The following is a 19,044-nucleotide window of genomic DNA, read 5'->3' as shown; positions in this document are numbered from 1 at the left end:
AGGCTGCGATCTTTTGATCTTATGAAAGGCAAGATCAGAAGATCGCAGCCTTCGGCAGCTCCTACAGGGGGCGTTAGCTGGCCTTGGACTCGTCTTTGCCTTTGACGCAGGCGAAGTCTTCTTCACGCAGCTCAGGCAGATCTTTCGCACAGTAATTGCTGCCCAGATCCTTCAGCGCGCCGCACATCCCTTCCAGCCGTCCGTCCACCGCTTGCAGGTGATCGAGCAACTGACCGATGGCGCGCGCCACCGGGTCAGGCATGTCTTCGCTGACGCCGTAGGCATCGAAACCGATCTTCTCGGCCATGGCCTTGCGCTTGGCATCCTGCTCTTCGTCGGACTTGACGATGATGCGTCCAGGAATACCGACAACAGTGGCGCCCGGCGGTACTTCCTTGGTCACCACGGCATTGGAACCAACCTTGGCACCGGCGCCGACGGTGAACGGACCAAGCACCTTGGCGCCCGCACCGACAACCACACCATCACCCAACGTCGGGTGGCGTTTGCCTTTGTTCCAGCTTGTGCCACCCAGGGTCACGCCCTGATAAATGGTCACGTCATCGCCAATCTCGGCGGTTTCACCAATAACGATGCCCATGCCGTGGTCGATAAAGAAGCGTCGACCGACCTTGGCGCCCGGATGAATCTCGATCCCGGTCAACCAGCGACCGAAGTTCGACACCAGCCGCGCCAGCCATTTCAGTTCGTTGCGCCACAGCATGCCGGCCAATCGATGAATCCAGATCGCATGCATGCCGGGGTAGCAGGTCAGGACTTCAAAAGCGTTACGCGCCGCCGGGTCTCGATGGAATACGCTCTGGATATCTTCACGCAAACGCTCAAACATCATTTAGTCCTTCCGCTTAAGAAGCTCGCCACGGGCCGCCTTCTGGGTTTCCGTGAGGATGCCACGCAAAATATTCATTTCCGCCCGACTCACCGAGCTGCGTCCGTACAACCGGCGCAGGCGCGCCATCAAGTGCCGCGGCTTTTCCGGATCGAGAAATTCGATGGCGACCAGCGTCTGCTCCAGATGCTCATAGAATCGCTCCAGCTCATCCATGGTCGCCAGCTCGGCACTTTTCACCGAAGCCACTTCTTCTTTCTCGATCTTGCTCGGCTGACCTTGCGCTGCCAGCCAGGCCATGCGCACTTCGTAGCTCAACACCTGCACCGCCGCGCCAAGGTTCAGCGAACTGAACTCAGGGTCGGAGGGGATGTGCACGTGAAAGTGACATCGCTGCAGCTCTTCATTGGTCAGACCGGAATCTTCACGACCGAACACCAGGGCGATTTCAGCGCCCTGCCCGGCTTCCTCGACCACTTTGGTGCCGCACTCGCGCGGATCCAGCAGCGGCCAAGGAATACGCCGGTCACGGGCGCTAGTGCCGAGCACCAGATTGCAGCCGACCAAGGCGTCTTCCAAAGTGGCGACGACTTGCGCATTTTCAAGGATGTCACCGGCACCGGAAGCACGAGCGTCGGCTTCGTGGTGCGGGAAGACCCGCGGTTCGACCAGCACCAGTCGCGACAGACCCATGTTTTTCATGGCGCGCGCGGCCCCGCCGATGTTGCCGGGGTGGCTGGTATTGACCAGGACGACACGAATGTTCTGCAGCAAGGGAGGCGCTCTCGGACACAGGAAAGGGGTGCAAATCTTACAGAACAGCCTACCGTTAAGCTATGAAAGCGAACAGCGTCCTTCACCTGAAGAAAAGTTCTGATAGAATGCGCGGCTTTCTTTAACAACCTTAGGTGACACATCCATGCAGCCCATGCTGAATATCGCGCTGCGCGCCGCCCGCAGCGCCAGTGAACTGATCTTCCGCTCCATCGAGCGCCTGGATACCATCAAGGTCGACGAAAAAGACGCCAAGGATTATGTATCCGAGGTCGATCGCGCCGCTGAACAGAAAATCATCGACGCCCTGCGCAAGGCTTACCCGAATCACTCGATCCAAGGTGAAGAGACCGGCCTGCACGCCGGTACCGGCATCGAAGGTGAAGAGTACCTGTGGATCATCGATCCACTGGACGGCACCACTAACTTCCTGCGCGGCATTCCGCACTTCGCTGTCAGCATTGCCTGCAAATACCGCGGTCGCCTGGAACACGCAGTGGTTCTGGACCCGGTTCGTCAGGAAGAATTCACCGCCAGCCGTGGTCGCGGCGCTCAACTGAACGGTCGTCGCCTGCGCGTCAGCGGTCGCACCAGCCTCGACGGCGCACTGCTGGGTACCGGTTTCCCGTTCCGTGACGATCAGATGGACAACCTCGACAACTACCTGGGCATGTTCCGCGCCCTGGTTGGCCAGACTGCCGGCATCCGCCGCGCCGGTTCGGCGAGCCTGGACCTGGCGTATGTTGCTGCCGGTCGTTTCGACGCGTTCTGGGAATCGGGTCTGTCCGAGTGGGACATGGCTGCAGGCGCCCTGCTGATTCAAGAAGCCGGCGGCCTGGTGAGCGACTTCACCGGCGGTCACGACTTCCTTGAAAAAGGCCATATCGTTGCCGGCAACACCAAATGCTTCAAGGCAGTTCTGACGGCGATCCAGCCGCACCTGCCGTCTTCGCTGAAGCGCTAAGCGTCACGCGAAACGAAAAAAGCACCCTTCGGGGTGCTTTTTTTATGCCTGGAATTCGTCACCTGCCACACCACGGGACCAATGCAGGAGTGAGCCTGCTCGCGATAGCGGTGTATCAGCCACCACCTGCATTGAATGATGAATAGCTATCGCGAGCAGGCTCACTCCTACAGGGGATTTGTTGTGCAGCCTAAATGGCGGGCACAAAAAAGCACCCCGCAGGGTGCTTCTTGTTAAAACAGTCGCTCTTTACTGAGCCGGCTCATTCTGCGACAGAATCAGCTTGCCTTCCTTGTCGACCGGAATCTGGTTGCCCGGATCGCGATCCATCCGCACTTTGCCTTCCTTGCCATCGAGCGAGTAACGCACGTCGTAACCGACGACTTTGTCGCTGATGTCATTGACTGTGTTGCAGCGGGTTTGCGTGGTGGTGTAGGTGTCACGCTCCTGCATGCCTTCCTGCACCTTGTTACCCGCATAACCGCCACCGACCGCACCGGCTACCGTGGCAATTTTCTTGCCGGTGCCGCCGCCAATCTGATTACCCAGCAAACCACCTGCCAGCGCACCGACGACGGTACCGGCAATCTGGTGTTGATCTTTTACCGGTGCCTGACGAGTCACTGTCACGTCCTTGCACACTTCACGTGGAGTCTTGATCTGTGTTTTAACCGGTTCAACGGCCAATACTTGCGCATACTCAGGGCCGCTTTTAACCAGGCTGTAGGTGGCAACAGCACCCCCGGCAGTCACACCGACAGCACCCAATACCGCACCAACCAGCAACGACTTGTTCACATGAACCTCCTGACCATCACATGCGGGACGCGCCCGCGCTTCTCCCAGCCTTGGAGCATAAAAAAAGGCGCGAGTTCAACTCGCGCCTTTCTTGGGCTGACAGCCGGGAAAACGATGGCCGTTATGGACGGTCGTCGACTTCCTTCTCGGTGTTGGCCGGAGGAATCAGATCCTCGGTGGTCAGGTTCAGCCAGATCAGCACCACGTTAGCGATGTAGATCGACGAGTAGGTACCCGCCAGAACACCGATAAACAGCGCGATCGAGAAGCCGAACAGGTTGTCACCGCCGAAGAACAGCAGTGCCGCAATCGCCAGCAAGGTGGAGATCGACGTCGCCATGGTGCGCAGCAGGGTTTGCGTGGTCGAGATGTTGATGTTCTCGATCAGCGTTGCCTTGCGCAGGACACGGAAGTTCTCACGAACCCGGTCGAATACCACGATGGTGTCGTTCAGCGAGTAACCGATGATCGCCAGCACCGCCGCCAGTACGGTCAGATCGAAAGTGATCTGGAAGTACGACAGGATACCGATGGTGACGATCACGTCGTGAATCAGCGAAACGATGGCGCCGACCGCGAATTTCCACTGAAAGCGGAAAGCCAAGTAGATCAGGATGCCGCCGAGCGCCAGCAGCATGCCGAGGCCGCCCTGGTCGCGTAGCTCTTCACCGACCTGCGGGCCGACGAACTCGACACGCTTGACCGTTGCCGGGTTATCGCCGCCGACCTTCAACAGCGCTTCCGCCACCTGATGGCCCAGTTGCGGGTCTTCACCAGGCATCCGCACCAGCAGATCGGTAGTCGCACCGAAGCTCTGCACGATTGCTTCGTGGTAACCCGACGTCGCCAGCTGCTCACGCACCTTGGTAACGTCGGCCGGACGCTCGTAGGTCAGCTCGATGAGCGTACCGCCGGTGAAGTCCAGGCCCCAGTTCATGCCCTTGGTAGCGACACTGAACATAGCCAGCAACGTGAGAAACACTGTGACGCCGAACGCGAAGTTGCGAACGCCCATGAAGTTGATTGTACGTAACATGGCAGCCCCTTAAATCCACAACTTCTTGAAGTCACGTCCGCCAAAGATCAGGTTGACCATTGCGCGGGTCACCATGATGGCCGTGAACATCGAGGTAAAGATCCCGAGGGACATGGTCACTGCGAAACCTTTGACCGGGCCGGTGCCCATGGCAAAGAGAATCCCGCCGACCAACAAGGTGGTCAGGTTGGCGTCGAGAATCGCGGTGAATGCCCGGCCGAAGCCTTCGTTGATTGCACGCTGCACGGTCATGCCGGCGGCGATCTCTTCACGAATCCGCGAGAAGATCAGCACGTTGGCGTCGACCGCCATACCCATGGTCAGCACGATACCGGCGATACCCGGCAGGGTCAGCGTTGCACCCAGCAGCGACATCAGGGCCAGCAGCAGCACCATGTTCACCGCCAAAGCAACGGTAGCGATGATGCCGAAGAAGCGGTAGATGGCGATGATGAACAGCGACACGAACAACATGCCCCACAGCGACGCATCGATACCTTTGGTGATGTTGTCAGCACCCAGGCTCGGGCCGATGGTGCGCTCTTCAGCGAAGTACATCGGTGCGGCCAGACCACCGGCACGCAGCAGCAGCGCCAGTTCGGACGACTCGCCCTGACCGTTCAGGCCAGTGATGCGGAACTGAGCACCCAGCGGCGACTGAATGGTCGCCAGGCTGATGATCTTCTTCTCTTCTTTGAACGTTTGCACCGCGACGTCTTTCTCGACGCCATCGACCACTTGCTTGGTGTAAGTGGTGACCGGACGCTGTTCGATGAAGATCACCGCCATGCTGCGACCGACGTTCGAACGAGTAGCGCGGCTCATCAGCTCACCACCGTGACCATCCAGACGGATGTTCACTTCAGGCGTGCCGTGCTCGCCGAAGCCGGCCTTGGCATCGGTAACTTGGTCACCGGTGATGATCAGGCCACGCTCGATCTGTGCTGGCGGACGATTGCCTTCACGGAACTCGAAGGTTTCGGAGGTGGCTTTCGAAGCGCCCGGCTCAGCAGCCAGACGGAACTCGAGGTTGGCCGTCTTGCCGAGAATACGCTTGGCTTCGGCAGTGTCCTGCACGCCCGGCAGCTCAACCACGATGCGGTTGGCGCCCTGACGCTGAACGATCGGTTCGGCAACACCCAGCTCGTTGACGCGGTTACGTACCGTGGTCAAGTTCTGCTTGATGGAGTATTCACGGATTTCCGCCAGCTTGGCCGGGGTCATCGCCAGACGCAGCACCGGTTGACCGTTGAGGTCGGCCGGAACAATGTCGAAATCGTTGAAGTTCTTGCGGATCAGTGCACGGGCCTGTTCGCGGGAGTCTTCATCACTGAAGCCCAACTGAATGGCACCGCCCAGTTGCGGCAGACTGCGATAGCGCAGCTTCTCTTTACGCAGCAGGCTCTTGACGTCGCCTTCGTAAACTTTCAGGCGTGCATCGAGGGCTTTGTCCATGTCCACTTCCAGCAGGAAGTGCACACCACCGGACAAGTCCAGACCCAGCTTCATCGGGTGCGCGCCCAGATTGCGCAGCCATTGCGGGGTGGTCTGTGCCAGGTTCAGCGCGACGACGTAGTCATCACCCAACGCCTTGCGCACAACGTCTTTGGCCGGCAGCTGGTCTTCAGCCTTGCTCAGACGGATCAGACCGCCCTTGCCGTTGGCGGCCAGCGTGGCTGCCTTGACGTTGATCCCGGACTCCTTGAGCGCAGTGCTCACACGATCCAGATCAGCCTGATTGACTTGCAGCGCAGTGCTTGCACCGCTGACCTGAATGGCCGGGTCATCGGGGTATAGATTCGGAGCGGAATAAATCAGACCGATCGCCAGCACCGCCAGGATCAGAATGTATTTCCACAGAGGATATTTGTTCAGCATCACGCCGCCCGTTATGAACGCGGGGCGCCTTGCGCGCCCCGTCGATTGAGTAGAAGTTGTTGCTTCAGATCGCTTTCAGCGTGCCTTTTGGCAGCGTGGCGGCGATGGCGCCTTTCTGGAACTTCATTTCCACGGTGTCGGAAACTTCCAGAACCACGAAGTCATCGGCCACTTTGGTGATCTTGCCAGCGATGCCGCCGGTGGTGACCACTTCGTCGCCCTTCTGCAGGCTGCTCAGCAGGTTCTTCTGCTCTTTGGCGCGCTTGGCCTGTGGACGCCAGATCATCAGGTAGAAGATGACCAGGAAGCCGACCAGGAAAATCCACTCGAAACCGCCGCCCATTGGGCCGGCAGCAGCCGGTGCAGCCGCGTCAGCCATGGCGTTAGAGATAAAAAAGCTCATTTAGCACTCCAGTTGCAAATGTTGAATCTTGGGGTCAGAAAACTCAGTCCAAAGGCGGAACGGGGAGCCCGCGTTTGGCGTAGAAGGCATCGACAAAGGCGGCCAATGTACCCTGTTGAATAGCCTCGCGCAAACCAGCCATCAGCACCTGATAATGGCGCAAGTTATGGATGGTATTGAGCATGCTTCCCAGCATTTCGCCGCACTTGTCCAGGTGATGCAGATAAGCGCGGGAGAAGTTCTGGCAGGTATAGCAATCGCAGGTCGGATCCAGCGGCGATTCATCATGGCGATGGAACGCGTTACGGATCTTCAGCACGCCTGTATCAATGAACAGATGCCCATTGCGGGCATTACGGGTTGGCATCACGCAATCGAACATGTCCACACCGCGGCGCACACCCTCAACCAGATCTTCCGGTTTGCCAACGCCCATAAGGTAACGAGGTTTGTCAGCCGGCATCATGCCCGGCAGATAATCCAATACTTTGATCATCTCGTGCTTCGGCTCGCCCACCGACAGACCGCCAATGGCCAGGCCATCGAAACCGATCTTGTCGAGGCCTTCCAGCGAGCGCATGCGCAGATCCTGGTGCATGCCACCCTGAACGATGCCGAACAGCGCCGCGGTGTTGTCACCGTGAGCATTTTTCGAACGCTGAGCCCAGCGCAGCGACAGTTCCATCGATACGCGCGCGACGTCTTCGTCGGCCGGGTACGGCGTGCATTCGTCGAAAATCATCACGATGTCGGAGCCGAGGTCGCGCTGCACCTGCATCGATTCTTCCGGGCCCATGAACACTTTGGCGCCGTCGACCGGAGAGGCGAAGGTCACGCCCTCCTCCTTGATCTTGCGCATCGCGCCGAGGCTGAACACCTGGAAGCCACCGGAGTCGGTGAGGATCGGGCCTTTCCACTGCATGAAATCGTGCAGGTCGCCGTGTTCCTTGATCACTTGGGTGCCAGGGCGCAGCCACAGGTGGAAGGTGTTGCCGAGAATGATTTCTGCGCCGGTGGCAACGATGTCACGCGGCAACATGCCCTTGACCGTGCCGTAAGTGCCCACCGGCATGAACGCCGGGGTCTCGACGGTGCCACGCGGGAAGGTCAGACGACCACGTCGGGCCTTGCCATCGGTGGCCAGAAGTTCAAAGGACATGCGACATTCGCGACTCATTCTGTTTCCTCTGGGCCGGTTTCTTTAGGGGCAGTAGGTGCGGGATTACGGGTGATGAACATCGCATCACCGTAGCTGAAAAAGCGGTAACCGTTGTCGACGGCAGCCTTGTAGGCAGCCATGGTCTCGGGATAACCGGCAAATGCCGAAACCAGCATCAACAGCGTCGATTCCGGCAAATGGAAATTGGTCACCAGGGCATCGACCACATGGAACGGTCGGCCCGGGAAGATAAAGATATCGGTGTCGCCACTGAACGGCTTGAGCACGCCATCGCGCGCGGCGCTTTCCAGCGAGCGCACGCTGGTGGTGCCGACGGCAATCACCCGACCACCACGCGCACGGCATGCCGCGACCGCATCAACCACATCCTGGCCGACTTCCAGCCACTCGGTGTGCATGTGGTGATCTTCAAGCTTCTCGACGCGCACCGGCTGGAACGTCCCCGCGCCCACGTGCAGCGTAACGAACGTGGTCTCGACGCCCTTGGCCGCAATCGCTTCCATCAGCGACTGATCGAAATGCAGCCCCGCTGTCGGCGCCGCCACCGCACCGAGTTTCTCGGCGTACACGGTCTGATAACGCTCGCGATCCGAGCCTTCGTCCGGGCGGTCTATATAAGGAGGCAACGGCATGTGCCCGACGCGATCGAGCAGCGGCAACACTTCTTCAGCGAAGCCGAGTTCGAACAACGCATCGTGACGCGCAAGCATTTCTGCCTCGCCACCACCGTCGATAAGGATCTTCGAACCCGGCTTCGGCGACTTGCTGGAACGCACATGGGCCAGCACGCGGTGCGTATCGAGCACCCGCTCAACGAGGATTTCCAGCTTGCCGCCGGACGCTTTCTGCCCGAACAGCCGCGCCGGAATCACCCGGGTATTGTTGAACACCATCAAATCGCCCGGGCGCAAATGCTCAAGCAAATCAGTGAATTGACGGTGTGCGAGGGCGCCGCTCGGCCCGTCAAGGGTCAGCAGGCGACTACCGCGACGCTCGGCCAAAGGGTGGCGGGCGATCAGCGAATCAGGGAGCTCGAAAGTAAAGTCAGCAACGCGCATGATGGGGTTCGTCTAGCAGGGCCGGAAAGTCTAGCGGAAATATCGAAAATTCTCTATGTACCTGATTGACCGACGGTAATCTCATCTCTATACTTCGCCGCCATTGAGCCCTGATGGCGGAATTGGTAGACGCGGCGGATTCAAAATCCGTTTTCGAAAGGAGTGGGAGTTCGAGTCTCCCTCGGGGCACCAAAATTAAGAAAGGTCTTGCTTAGCAAGGCCTTTTTTTTCGTCTGCCGGAAAGTGCCGCTGGCCGCCCGGCGAGATCCCACAAAGGTCACTTCATGGAAACGTCACTGGAAACAGTCGCCCTTTTCTCCCTCAAGCTCGCTTACGAGGAAGAAGGCCTGAGCCCGATCCTGCGGGACGACATGGTCATGGGTGATTACCAGAAAGACATTTTCGAACTATTGGTGCGGCGTGGGGATGTCGAGACCATTCAGTTCAAGATGAACGAATGCCTAAGCTTGGCGATGGACGCCTTGGGCGGTGTCGAGAAACCGCTGGGGCGCGAGTTGCAGAGGTTGTCAGCCGAGTTCAGCGAGGCGCGTTCGCTGGAGCAGCTGGATCAGCCGCTCCTCGCGCTCAAGGGTTATTTGAAAGACATCTTGTAATGGGCTGAGGCGTTACAGCAGATGCTTGGAGATGTACTTGGAAATCTCCACCATCGACGTCTTCCCGGTGAATTCGAACTTCACTTTCCCCAGTGACGAGAAGTAAATCTCCAACTCCGAATCCAGATCGAACGTGCCCGAGGTTTCCACGGAGTAGGCGACGATGTTCTTGTACGGCAAGGACGTGAAATCCTTCTTGCTGCCGGTAATGCCCTGAACGTTGACGGCGATGATGCGTTTGTTGGTAAACACCACGCCGTCACGCATGGCCTTGTAAGAGTCGATCACTTCTTCACCGTCCAGCAACAGCGCGGTTACGCGTTCGGCGTACTCATCGTTCTGCTTGAGTTTGAAGAAGCCTTTGTTGTTGAAGTCGATCATCTGTCCATCCTCATCTTCAAGAAAACATCCCGGTATTTCTTAGTTTCAACGACGGGCTTTCAGCACGCGGATATCGGTTGGGAACCCGTCGGCACCAACAAGCTTTTTCCAACCCAGATACTGAAACTCACCCTTCTCATCAATGTAATCACCCTTCTCCACTGATCGGCCGCCAACCACTGCAACGCGCTTCACTTCGCCACAACCGCCGTCAGAAGGCCGAACCGTATAGATCACATACGGCTTCACGTATTGCGTGGCGCGGAAGTATTGGCCGCAGATTTCGTCGACGGTGATCAACATGGTTTTCAGGCGTACTTCGCCGTCGGTGTCTTCGTGCAGTTTCAGGAAAGATATATCACCGACGTCGCTGTAGCCGAGGGAGCGGGCGCGTTGGTAGGCGGGGGAATTCTGGTGGGCGATGCGGCCTTCCTCCGCAGCACCTTGCATTTTTGCGGCGAACTCGGCTTTGCCTTGGGCAATGATTGATTCAGCCTGGCCCGCGAAGTTTTCGCATTCGGCGAATTCTCGCGAGCCCAAGTGATTGGGCGTCAGGTTGGAGCGGTGTTCATTCATGGTCTGCAGGTTGCTTTCCAGCGCGAACATCACGTCGTAGGCGGTGGTGCGGCCGCTTTGCACGTCGGCCATTTTCTCCAGCACGCGCTGGCAGTTACCGGCGTAGTACTTCCAGCTGTTTTCCGGATGCTCTTGCACGGCGGCGAATGCTGGGGCCATTGCAGCGGTGAGTGTGATTGCGCAGAGCAGGCGCAAACAGTGGGTACTGACTGGCATGGGTAGTCCGTTACGGAGATGGGCAGTGGCGCGACGCTACTATTTTGCTATCTTGCCGTCCACTGCCAGTAACGAGGTCGCCAACACCTCGGTGGAGTCAATTTTCAGAGGGAGAAACACCTTGATGGCCGTGTTGTACTTTTTCGTCTGGGGAGCCGTTTGGGCTTGGGTCGTGCAGACTCGTGGTGCCTGGAACCTGATCCTCGCCAACCTGGCGGGTGCCGCCAGCGGCTTCATCGTAGCGATGATTTTTTCGGTGATCTGTTCAGGCCTATTCCCGGCGCACGTGTCTCCTTCGCCGGAGAAACTGGCCAGTAGCGTGTTGCAAGTAATCACCACGTTCGGCGTGCTGGCGGGTGTCTGGATGTGGCTGGTCAGGCGTCCTCGGCCAGAGCATCCGTTGGCCCGGCAACTTTTCGCCGGTATCTGTGGGCTGGCTGCGGGTGTGACGACGCTGGCGTTTTTCGCGCTTAATTTTCACTGAGCACCGCGATCGTCACTGCCATTTCACGTCTGTTTTGTTATCTTGCCGGCCATTCTCAGCGTTCACCTTGGGCGTGCGTTGATTTCAGGTTTGGAAGGTTTAAGGAAAGGATCAAATGGAGTTTCTGCGTTTTCTGGCGATTGTCGCGGTTTGGGGGTTCATGTGGCGCTGGGTGGTCAAGAACCGTGGCAGCTGGAATATTTTCTACGGCAACATCGTTGGCGCAGCGGGCGGCTTCATTGTCGCGATGGTGGTGCTGTCGATCACGTTGTCGCTGTTTCCGTCGGCCGCGCCGAGGACAACGCAGAGCAGCGAGACGCAGAGCGCCGCGGCGGCACTCATGCCTGAATTAGAAAAGGCAATGGAGCCCATGGCTGCGATCGCGTCCTCACCTGAGAACTCCGACAACCTTACGACCTATGTCGCCAGCGAACCACAGAACGAGCCTTCGCCGCCCGAGTCCGCACTTCTACCGAACTACAGCCAGCGCCTGACCGCATTAATCCAGGAGAAGAACTTCAAGGACAACGTGCGCAACGATTTTGAAGTTTCGCGCCGACTGGCCGGCAACCATCCGGACGCGGACAGATCCCTGATGGCGTTCATGATTTGCGACCCTATTATCAAAAGTGCCATGCGTTTTTCAGCGTCGACAGCGATCGCCAGCGCCAAGAGCGCGAGCAGCCAACGGTTCAAGGATCAGACCTATACCATCAGCAGCACCGTCACCGCTCTGAACATGTTGGGCGACCATGTCAGCTACAGTTCTGACTGTTCCGTTCAGCAAGTAGACGGCAGAGATACTGACAAAGCCGCGTGGCGACTGCTCGATCTGAAGCTGAAGAAGATCGATTCTTAAGCCTCATTTAAGGGATCAAGGCGCCGGCTGCGCTATCATCGCCGGCCTGTGCGCCTTGAGCTTTGCCCTCGATGTCTTCGACACCCGCTGACCTGATCCCGCTGCCTCCTGTCCTGGCCGGCCCGCTGTTGCGACGGCTGGAGCCAACGCGCGTGGTCATGTGGCTGGTCGGCACGCGGCCACTGGCGCTGACCTTGCGCCTGCAAGGTGTAGGAGACATTCCTCTCGACGCCGGGAAATGCACGGTCATTCCAGTAGGCCGCGATGCCTTTGTTCATCTCATCGATGTTGTTCTCGATAGCGCCCTGCCCTGCGACACACGTATCGACTATGACCTGCTGATCGACAATGCAGAGGGCATCGCCGACTGGGCGGCGCATTTTCTGTACGGCGATGCAACCAGCCCGAACTTCGTCCTGCGCTCGCGGATCGATCAACTGCTGCATGGCTCTTGCCGCAAGCCGCATCACCCGGCGACGGATGGTTTGCTTTGCGTCGACCAATTGCTGGCGACGGAAACGGATCCGCAACAACGCCCCGCCCTGTTGATGATGAGCGGCGATCAGGTCTACGCCGACGATGTCGCCGGCCCGATGTTGCGGGCGATTCATGCCTTGATCGAACGCCTTGGCCTGTTCGACGAACACCTCGAAGGTGCCGTGGTCAGCGACAGCGCCAAGCTCTACAAACACCCGGCCAGTTACTACCACCGTGCGGATTTGTTACCGGCGCTGGAAAGCAACGAGACATTGCGCGAGCGATTTTTCGGCGGTGCGCGTAAGCCGATTTTCACCAGCAGCAGTGCTGACAATCATCTGGTGACGTTCGCCGAAGTCATGGCGATGTACTTGCTGGTATGGTCGCCGACGGCCTGGTCGCTGATCGATCCGCAAGCGCCCGAACTGACGCCCGAACGCCTCAAGCGCTACACCCTCGAACAGACTCGCATCGACGCGTTCAAGGCTGGATTGGACAAGGTCGCCCGCGCGCTCGCGCATCTGCCGAGCCTGATGATTTTCGATGATCACGACATCACCGATGACTGGAACCTGTCCGCGCAATGGGAGGAAACGGCCTACGGCCATCCGTTCTCCAAACGCATCATCGGCAACGCGTTGATCGCCTATATGTTGTGTCAGGGCTGGGGCAATAATCCCGATGCGTTCAAGGATGTGCTGGGAAAAACCCTGAGCCTTAGCGCCAGCGGTGATGATCAGTATCTCGACAGCCCGGTGCAGGACGGTTTGATCGATGACCTGCTGCGCTTTCAGCATTGGCATTTCGTACTGCCAACCAGTCCGGCGCTGGTAGTCATCGACACGCGCACCCGACGCTGGCGCAGTGAGATGGCGCTCAAGCAACCGTCGGGCCTGCTCGATTGGGAGGCGCTGAGCGAACTGCAACAGGAACTGCTTGATCACCCGTCAGCGATCATCGTTTCTCCGGCGCCGATCTTCGGCGTGAAGCTGATTGAAACCGTGCAGAAGGTTTTCAGTTGGTGCGGTTATCCGCTGCTGGTCGACGCGGAAAACTGGATGGCCCATCGCGGTGCCGCGCAAGTGATCCTGAATATTTTCCGCCACTCGCGCACACCGGGTAACTACGTGGTGCTGTCCGGCGATGTGCATTATTCCTTCGTCTACGAAGTACTTATCCGCCACCGCAAGGCCGGGCCGCGGATCTGGCAGATCACCAGCAGCGGGATCAAGAACGAGTTTCCGAAAAGCCTGCTGGAATGGTTCGACCGCCTCAACCGCTGGCTCTACTCGCCACGCTCCCCGCTGAACTGGTTTACCAAACGCCGACGCATGCGCATCGTGCCGTACACGCCGGAACATGCTGAGGCAGGTGAACGGTTGTGGAATTCGGCGGGGATCGGTCAGGTGTTTTTCAATGAGCAGGGGCAGCCGCGCGAGATCATTCAGCACAATTCGAATGGCAAGGCGAAGACACGGATGCTGGCGCCGGATCTGGCGGATTATCCGGACTAGCCACAAGTTTTTTCCTACATTGGAAATACCAGATCCCGACAACGCGGCGGTTTCTCACTGCCCGAGACAGTGGACAAGGATTACAGACGTCTCAGAAACGTCTCCAGGGTTCTTAAGTGATACTGAACGTGCTCGCAGCAACCCTTCTGCGAAACAACCACTAGTAGGTGTCGCCTTGTCATCCTGTACTCACCTCCATACGTTCTTGGCATCCAGCGAGGATCGAGAGCTAACTTCGCAATCCCGGCAAGAATCTGAGCCTGTCGTGATGATGCCTCCTGGCGAGAACAGCACACTCGAAGAAACAGCCTACTTGATGCGCTCACCCGCAAACGCCGAGCGGTTGATCAGATCGATCGGCGAAATGCGCGCAGGAAAAGCCAAAGTCAGACATTTGATCGAAGAGTGAAAATCGTCACGACTGAACGACACATCCCACACCTCTGACAATCATCTCCACCTCACGCTCATCAATCGTCAACGGTGGCAGCAGCCGTATCGTCTTGCCCCGCGTGACGTTGATCAACAGTCCATAATCCCGCGCGGCGATCAGGGTCAGATCACGCACCGGTTGTTTCAGCTCGATCCCGATCATCAAGCCCTGCCCGCGAATCGCCAGCACATTGGGATTGTCCGCCAGCTCTGCGCGCAGGCGAGTTAATAGCCGTTCCCCCTGAATCCTGGCATTTTCCAGCAGGCCCTGTTCTTCGATGATATCCAGCACCGTGCAACCGACCCGACACGCCAGTGGATTGCCGCCGAAGGTGCTGCCATGGCTGCCGGGCGTAAACAGATCCGCCGCCCTGCCCCGGGCCAGGCAAGCGCCGATCGGCACGCCGTTGCCCAGTCCTTTTGCCAGGGTCATGACATCCGGGACAATGCCTTCATGGTGAAAGGCGAACCAGCGCCCGGTACGGCCGATGCCGGTCTGGATTTCATCGAGCATCAATAGCCACGCATGGCGATTACACAGTTCGCGCAGGGCTTTAAGGTAACCGGGCGGCGCGAGCTGCACACCGCTTTCGCCTTGGATTGGCTCAACCAGAATCGCCACGATGCGCTCACCGTGCTTTTGCTGTACCTGCTCCAGCGCAGCGAGATCGCCGAACGGCACTTTGAGGAAATCCCCCGGCAAATCGTTGAAACCCAGGCGTACTGCCGGGCCATCGCTGGCTGACAAGGTACCAAGTGTGCGGCCGTGGAACGCGTTGGCCATGACCACCACCAGCGGCTGTTCGATGCCTTTGCGCCAGCCGTATAAACGCGCGAGTTTCAGCGCTGTTTCATTGGCCTCGGCACCGGAATTATTGAAAAACGCGCGCTCCATGCCCGACAGCTCAGTCAGCCGTTTGGCCAGTTGTTGCTGCCAGTCGATGCTGTACAGATTCGACGTGTGCAGCAGCAACCCGGCCTGCTCGCTGATCGCCGAAACGATCCGCGGGTGTGAGTGGCCGACGTTGGTCACCGCCACACCGGCCACCGCATCCAGATATTCGCGACCGGCCTGATCCCACAGGCGAGTGCCCAGGCCCTTGGTGAAGCTCAAGGCCAGTGGTTGGTAGGTGTTCATCAGGGCGGCGGTCATGACTTCAAACTCCAGTGCAGGTCGGTGTGCTGGCAGTATGGTTAGCCAGCGAAACTGGATAAACTCGGGAAAACTTCATTCATTTAAAAGCTGAGCTTGATAATGGACCTGTTCCAGTCGATGAGCGTGTACGTCAAAGTCGTCGAAGCCGGGAGCATGACGGCGGCCGCGTTGCAGTGCGACCTGTCGACGACCATGGTCGGCAATCATCTGCGCGCGCTGGAGCAACGGCTGGGCGTGCAACTGCTGCAACGCACGACCCGCCGTCAGCGGCTCACTGAATTCGGCAGCGTTTACTACCAGCGTTGTCTGGAAGTGTTGGGATTGGTCGCCGATTCCGAACGCCTCGCCGAGCAGACCCTCGATCAACCCCGGGGCATGCTGCGCCTCACCGCGCCGCTGACGTTCGGCGTTGAACGGCTGGCCCCGGCGCTCAGTGAATTTTCCTTGCTGTACCCGCAGGTCAAACTCGACGTGGTGCTGACCAACAGCCGTCCCGATCTACTGGAGAGTGGCCTGGATGTGGCGTTTCGGCTGGGCAATTTCGAGCAGTCCAACCTGATCGCCCGGCCTTTGATCGATTACACCCTGACCGTGTGCGCCTCGCCGCACTATGTCGCCCGGCGGGGCATGCCAAAAACCCCGGAAGACCTGCAACAACACGACTGCCTGTCGTTCGCCTATCCCGCTGGCGACGACTGGCAATCGGTGGAAAAGCGCTGGCGTCTCAGTGGTCCCGATGGGGAGATCATGGTCGACGTCAGCGGGCCTATGCTGATCAACAGCTCCGCCGGGCTGCACCAGGCGGCCCGCACCGGCATGGGCATCGTGATGCTGCCGGATGCGCTGGTGGAACAAGACCTGCGCGAAGGCCGACTGGTGAAGGTCGTGGCCGATTTCCAGCCACCCAGCAGACCGATGCATCTGCTCTACGCGCCAGATCGTTATCGTTTGCCGAAATTGCGCCGGTTCGTGGAGTTTGCGATGCAGACGTGGGGGAAATCCTGACGCTGCCTACGCTGCTCTTCCATGAAAAATTGCTGACAAGGACTCGAACAGCAGATGAACAACACACCCAACGTACGTGATTTGCGGCCCGCCGAAACGCAATCGGTAAGGCGGTTTCTCGGGCAGCATGGCTGGAGCCATCGCACCGGTTCAGCTGAATACTTCGCCCAGTTGATCGACAACTCTCAGCGCACCGCCGTTGCCGTCCAGGGTGGGCAGATCATCGGCTTCGCTCGCGGGATCAGCGATGGTTTGTCCAACGGTTACCTGTCGATGGTGGTGGTCGATGACCAGCATCGGCGTGCAGGGGTTGGCCGTGCACTGGTCGAGCACATCATGGGCGACAACCCCGATATTACTTGGGTGCTGCGGGCCGGACGCGAGGGCGCAGAGGCTTTTTTTGCCAGCCTGGGTTTTGAAACCTCGGTGATTGCCATGGAACGGCCGCGCCGGAAATAGTGCACGCCGGGAAAAAACTCGACCGGCAGACCGTTGCTCCGTGACAACGCCGCCGCGCTCCCCTAAATTAGTCGGCCTGAAAAAGCCCTCGGTTTTCTCATCTCCACTCAAGTTAAAAAAGTAGTGAAATTTCAATGTCCGATTTCAACACCGCTGAATCCGTAGTCACCGAATCGTCCAAAGCGGAATACGAAAACTCCATCAATCTTTCACAACACCTGCCACAAGCCAAAATCATCAGCGAGATGGTCCTGGACGCGTTCCAGTCGACCCGCGAAAGCGACCAGATCCGCGAGCTGCGCGCGGCGATCCGTCAGGCTCACGACAGTTTCGATGACGACAAGGCCTACGAGCTGATGGGCGAACTCAAGGCGCTGAAAGACGCCGAAGCCGCCGACCTCGCCGCCCTTGAAGACCTCAGCAGCAAGTTCTCGATCGGCCGCATCCTGTCCAGCTTCAAGGACGATCCGGCGTTCCAGGAAATCGTTTACGGCCTCGCGCTGAAAGTGCTGAACCAGACCCATCAGGCGATCAGCAATCCGAGCGGCGGCAAGAGCAAGGCTGCGAAGAAGAAAGAAGTCGAAATCTTCACCATCAGCAAGGACGGCATCAGCGTGACCCTGCCACTGCGCACGCCACGCTCGCGCCTGAACGTTGACCGTGCAGCGCTGGAGTTCCTCGGTTTCACCTTCGTCGGTGAAGGCGAAGAGGCGGAACTGGAAAGCGAAGTTTTCGTTGATAATGCTGGTACAGAACAGGCAGTGAACCGCAAGAACATCATCACCGCACTGCAGCAGCAGACTGCGTTTGATGGCTACAGCATCGCCGCGCAGTAATAGCGCAGCCGCTGTACGAAAAAGCCCCGCACTGAGATTCAGGCGGGGCTTTTTGTTGTCCGGCTTGGGATTTGTGAGGTGGCGAAAATCCTCGCCCCTCATCGGAACGCCGCCCGCCCAGCCCTCTCCCGAGGGAGAGGGAGCCGATCGGGAGATATTCAAGAGATGCACCGAAATGAAAGTGCGGTGCCGAATCCACAATCGCCTCAATCTCTCAGGTCGATGTATAGCGCAAGACACCTCGGTCAGTCCCCTCTCCCGAGGGAGAGGGCTAGGGTGAGGGCAAACCGCTAAACCACCCTCAAGCCGAAGGATGCAACGCTACAATCATGTCCACTTCAATCGCCGCGTTCTTCGGCAACTGATACACACCGACCGTGGTGCGCGTGTGCCGGCCGGCATCACCGAGCACATGACTGAACACGTCCGAGGCACCGTTGGCGACTTCGCTCAGATCAACGAAGTCCGGCGTCGACTTCACATACACCGTCACCCGCAACAACGCCTTGATCTTGTCCAGCGAACCCACCGCATCGACGATCAGCGCCAGGCAACGCATTGCACTGATGCTGGCGGCGGCCTGGGCATCCTTGAGGGTCAACTCCAGCCCAACCCGACCGGGATACTGAATCTTGCCGTTAGTGCGCGGCACCATACCGCTGATGTACAGCTCATCATGATGTCGGATCAGCGGCGCGTAATTGCCGCCGGCGGTGTTCTCACCATAGATGTCGTAGTTCAGCTCTTGGGCCAGGGCAATAAAACGCTCGTCGCAGGTCATCCTCTCAGTCATTTCGCCCAGCCTTTTGATCAGTGCATGAAGAAGCTCGAATCACGGCAGTAAAACACCGAAAAAATGGCTTGGTGCTATCACTGTCGGGGTTGGATCCAAATCTAGGGGTTTTGAACTCCACTCGCAACCCTCACCCTAGCCCTCTCCCATAGGGAGAGGGAACCGAACGCAGGATATTGACGACATACACCGACCTGAACGCACTTTACCGAATCCATAATCGCCACGACTTTGCAGGTCGGCGGTGGACTCGAGACAACTCGATCGGCCCCCTCTCCCTCTGGAAGAGGGCTGGGCGGGC

The 19,044-nt window shown here is 58.5% G+C and carries 21 protein-coding genes and 1 tRNA gene; 10 read left to right on the top strand and 12 right to left on the bottom strand.

The window, feature by feature from the left end; translation table 11 throughout:
• Positions 1-73: 73 nt before the first annotated feature.
• Positions 74-850: a serine O-acetyltransferase gene (gene cysE, locus PMI23_RS17040; protein ID WP_007916901.1), complete on the bottom strand. Its 777-nt coding sequence runs from the start codon at positions 848-850 to the stop codon at positions 74-76.
• A gap of 3 nt (positions 851-853) precedes the next feature.
• A complete protein-coding gene (trmJ, locus tag PMI23_RS17035) occupies positions 854-1,624 on the bottom strand; it encodes a tRNA (cytosine(32)/uridine(32)-2'-O)-methyltransferase TrmJ (RefSeq protein WP_007916903.1) in 771 nt (256 codons plus the stop codon).
• A 145-nt stretch (positions 1,625-1,769) separates the two neighbouring features.
• On the opposite strand from trmJ, the gene suhB reads away from it, so the two are divergent.
• Entirely contained in the window at positions 1,770-2,588 is an 819-nt protein-coding gene (gene suhB / locus PMI23_RS17030; RefSeq protein WP_007916905.1) for a type III secretion system regulator SuhB, read from the top strand.
• 249 nt (positions 2,589-2,837) lie between these two features.
• Here suhB and PMI23_RS17025 read toward each other — a convergent pair whose 3' ends face one another.
• The 6 genes from PMI23_RS17025 to queA all read right to left on the bottom strand — a co-directional run bounded on the left by PMI23_RS17025 (position 2,838) and on the right by queA (position 8,941).
• Positions 2,838-3,386, bottom strand: a complete 549-nt coding sequence (locus PMI23_RS17025; RefSeq protein WP_007916907.1) for a glycine zipper 2TM domain-containing protein — start codon at positions 3,384-3,386, stop codon at positions 2,838-2,840.
• A gap of 121 nt (positions 3,387-3,507) precedes the next feature.
• Positions 3,508-4,422 (bottom strand): protein translocase subunit SecF, encoded by a 915-nt coding sequence (gene secF / locus PMI23_RS17020; RefSeq protein ID WP_007916909.1) that lies wholly within the window; start codon positions 4,420-4,422, stop codon positions 3,508-3,510.
• Between the two features lie 9 nt (positions 4,423-4,431).
• Positions 4,432-6,300, bottom strand: a complete 1,869-nt coding sequence (gene secD / locus PMI23_RS17015; RefSeq protein WP_007916911.1) for a protein translocase subunit SecD — start codon at positions 6,298-6,300, stop codon at positions 4,432-4,434.
• Between the two features lie 64 nt (positions 6,301-6,364).
• A complete protein-coding gene (yajC, locus tag PMI23_RS17010) occupies positions 6,365-6,703 on the bottom strand; it encodes a preprotein translocase subunit YajC (protein ID WP_007916913.1) in 339 nt (112 codons plus the stop codon).
• A gap of 43 nt (positions 6,704-6,746) precedes the next feature.
• Positions 6,747-7,862 (bottom strand): tRNA guanosine(34) transglycosylase Tgt, encoded by a 1,116-nt coding sequence (gene tgt / locus PMI23_RS17005; protein WP_162130185.1) that lies wholly within the window; start codon positions 7,860-7,862, stop codon positions 6,747-6,749.
• Between the two features lie 14 nt (positions 7,863-7,876).
• Positions 7,877-8,941: a tRNA preQ1(34) S-adenosylmethionine ribosyltransferase-isomerase QueA gene (gene queA, locus PMI23_RS17000; protein WP_007916915.1), complete on the bottom strand. Its 1,065-nt coding sequence runs from the start codon at positions 8,939-8,941 to the stop codon at positions 7,877-7,879.
• Between the two features lie 107 nt (positions 8,942-9,048).
• On the opposite strand from queA, the gene PMI23_RS16995 reads away from it, so the two are divergent.
• Both PMI23_RS16995 and PMI23_RS16990 read left to right on the top strand, forming a co-directional pair.
• Positions 9,049-9,133: transfer RNA gene (locus PMI23_RS16995), tRNA-Leu, on the top strand.
• 92 nt (positions 9,134-9,225) lie between these two features.
• Positions 9,226-9,555 (top strand): hypothetical protein, encoded by a 330-nt coding sequence (locus tag PMI23_RS16990; RefSeq protein WP_007916916.1) that lies wholly within the window; start codon positions 9,226-9,228, stop codon positions 9,553-9,555.
• Between the two features lie 12 nt (positions 9,556-9,567).
• Here PMI23_RS16990 and PMI23_RS16985 read toward each other — a convergent pair whose 3' ends face one another.
• Together PMI23_RS16985 and PMI23_RS16980 are read right to left on the bottom strand one after the other, a co-directional pair.
• Complete coding sequence (locus PMI23_RS16985) at positions 9,568-9,936, bottom strand: PH domain-containing protein (RefSeq protein ID WP_007916917.1); 369 nt, start codon at positions 9,934-9,936, stop codon at positions 9,568-9,570.
• A 45-nt stretch (positions 9,937-9,981) separates the two neighbouring features.
• A complete protein-coding gene (locus tag PMI23_RS16980) occupies positions 9,982-10,728 on the bottom strand; it encodes a hypothetical protein (protein ID WP_007916921.1) in 747 nt (248 codons plus the stop codon).
• 25 nt (positions 10,729-10,753) lie between these two features.
• Here PMI23_RS16980 and PMI23_RS16975 point away from each other — a divergent pair, with 25 nt between their 5' ends.
• The 4 genes from PMI23_RS16975 (at position 10,754) to PMI23_RS30030 (ending at position 14,471) form a co-directional block, all read left to right on the top strand.
• Positions 10,754-11,212 carry a hypothetical protein gene (locus PMI23_RS16975; protein WP_238539537.1) on the top strand — a complete coding sequence of 153 codons (459 nt, stop codon included), beginning with the start codon at positions 10,754-10,756 and terminating at the stop codon, positions 11,210-11,212.
• A 115-nt stretch (positions 11,213-11,327) separates the two neighbouring features.
• Positions 11,328-12,071: a hypothetical protein gene (locus tag PMI23_RS16970; protein WP_007916928.1), complete on the top strand. Its 744-nt coding sequence runs from the start codon at positions 11,328-11,330 to the stop codon at positions 12,069-12,071.
• Between the two features lie 71 nt (positions 12,072-12,142).
• Entirely contained in the window at positions 12,143-14,062 is a 1,920-nt protein-coding gene (locus tag PMI23_RS16965) for an alkaline phosphatase D family protein (RefSeq protein ID WP_007916930.1), read from the top strand.
• A 205-nt stretch (positions 14,063-14,267) separates the two neighbouring features.
• Positions 14,268-14,471 (top strand): prevent-host-death protein, encoded by a 204-nt coding sequence (locus tag PMI23_RS30030; protein ID WP_081498753.1) that lies wholly within the window; start codon positions 14,268-14,270, stop codon positions 14,469-14,471.
• Between the two features lie 6 nt (positions 14,472-14,477).
• Here the strand turns inward: PMI23_RS30030 and PMI23_RS16960 are convergent, their stop codons facing one another.
• A complete protein-coding gene (locus tag PMI23_RS16960) occupies positions 14,478-15,647 on the bottom strand; it encodes an aspartate aminotransferase family protein (RefSeq protein WP_007916931.1) in 1,170 nt (389 codons plus the stop codon).
• A gap of 102 nt (positions 15,648-15,749) precedes the next feature.
• Between PMI23_RS16960 and PMI23_RS16955 the strand changes: the two genes are divergently transcribed.
• The 3 genes from PMI23_RS16955 to PMI23_RS16945 all read left to right on the top strand — a co-directional run bounded on the left by PMI23_RS16955 (position 15,750) and on the right by PMI23_RS16945 (position 17,950).
• The gene (locus PMI23_RS16955) at positions 15,750-16,655 is read left to right on the top strand and encodes a LysR family transcriptional regulator (RefSeq protein WP_007916933.1); all 906 of its coding nucleotides are present in this window, start codon (positions 15,750-15,752) and stop codon (positions 16,653-16,655) included.
• 54 nt (positions 16,656-16,709) lie between these two features.
• Positions 16,710-17,114 (top strand): GNAT family N-acetyltransferase, encoded by a 405-nt coding sequence (locus tag PMI23_RS16950; RefSeq protein ID WP_007916935.1) that lies wholly within the window; start codon positions 16,710-16,712, stop codon positions 17,112-17,114.
• A 134-nt stretch (positions 17,115-17,248) separates the two neighbouring features.
• Positions 17,249-17,950 (top strand): hypothetical protein, encoded by a 702-nt coding sequence (locus tag PMI23_RS16945; RefSeq protein ID WP_007949995.1) that lies wholly within the window; start codon positions 17,249-17,251, stop codon positions 17,948-17,950.
• A 301-nt stretch (positions 17,951-18,251) separates the two neighbouring features.
• Here PMI23_RS16945 and PMI23_RS16940 read toward each other — a convergent pair whose 3' ends face one another.
• Positions 18,252-18,743 (bottom strand): RidA family protein, encoded by a 492-nt coding sequence (locus PMI23_RS16940; protein ID WP_007916938.1) that lies wholly within the window; start codon positions 18,741-18,743, stop codon positions 18,252-18,254.
• Between the last annotated feature and the right edge of the window lie 301 nt (positions 18,744-19,044).

The sequence above is a fragment of the Pseudomonas sp. GM24 genome, assembly GCF_000282235.1.
In the GTDB taxonomy this organism is placed as follows: domain Bacteria; phylum Pseudomonadota; class Gammaproteobacteria; order Pseudomonadales; family Pseudomonadaceae; genus Aquipseudomonas.
The sequence above is the reverse complement of the archived record's forward strand: the minus strand, read 5'-3'. Positions and strand labels throughout refer to the sequence as shown.

Bases quoted from the DNA above. Each gene is read 5' to 3' on its own strand.
- cysE (WP_007916901.1), bottom strand. From the start codon at position 850: ATGTTTGAGCGTTTGCGTGAAGATATCCAGAGCGTATTCCATCGAGAC.
- suhB (WP_007916905.1), top strand. From the start codon at position 1,770: ATGCAGCCCATGCTGAATATCGCGCTGCGCGCCGCCCGCAGCGCCAGT.
- secF (WP_007916909.1), bottom strand. From the start codon at position 4,422: ATGTTACGTACAATCAACTTCATGGGCGTTCGCAACTTCGCGTTCGGC.
- secD (WP_007916911.1), bottom strand. From the start codon at position 6,300: ATGCTGAACAAATATCCTCTGTGGAAATACATTCTGATCCTGGCGGTG.
- yajC (WP_007916913.1), bottom strand. From the start codon at position 6,703: ATGAGCTTTTTTATCTCTAACGCCATGGCTGACGCGGCTGCACCGGCT.
- tgt (WP_162130185.1), bottom strand. From the start codon at position 7,862: ATGTCCTTTGAACTTCTGGCCACCGATGGCAAGGCCCGACGTGGTCGT.
- queA (WP_007916915.1), bottom strand. From the start codon at position 8,941: ATGCGCGTTGCTGACTTTACTTTCGAGCTCCCTGATTCGCTGATCGCC.
- PMI23_RS16990 (WP_007916916.1), top strand. From the start codon at position 9,226: ATGGAAACGTCACTGGAAACAGTCGCCCTTTTCTCCCTCAAGCTCGCT.
- PMI23_RS16985 (WP_007916917.1), bottom strand. From the start codon at position 9,936: ATGATCGACTTCAACAACAAAGGCTTCTTCAAACTCAAGCAGAACGAT.
- PMI23_RS16980 (WP_007916921.1), bottom strand. From the start codon at position 10,728: ATGCCAGTCAGTACCCACTGTTTGCGCCTGCTCTGCGCAATCACACTC.
- PMI23_RS16970 (WP_007916928.1), top strand. From the start codon at position 11,328: ATGGAGTTTCTGCGTTTTCTGGCGATTGTCGCGGTTTGGGGGTTCATG.
- PMI23_RS16965 (WP_007916930.1), top strand. From the start codon at position 12,143: ATGTCTTCGACACCCGCTGACCTGATCCCGCTGCCTCCTGTCCTGGCC.
- PMI23_RS16960 (WP_007916931.1), bottom strand. From the start codon at position 15,647: ATGACCGCCGCCCTGATGAACACCTACCAACCACTGGCCTTGAGCTTC.
- PMI23_RS16955 (WP_007916933.1), top strand. From the start codon at position 15,750: ATGGACCTGTTCCAGTCGATGAGCGTGTACGTCAAAGTCGTCGAAGCC.
- PMI23_RS16950 (WP_007916935.1), top strand. From the start codon at position 16,710: ATGAACAACACACCCAACGTACGTGATTTGCGGCCCGCCGAAACGCAA.
- PMI23_RS16945 (WP_007949995.1), top strand. From the start codon at position 17,249: ATGTCCGATTTCAACACCGCTGAATCCGTAGTCACCGAATCGTCCAAA.
- PMI23_RS16940 (WP_007916938.1), bottom strand. From the start codon at position 18,743: ATGACTGAGAGGATGACCTGCGACGAGCGTTTTATTGCCCTGGCCCAA.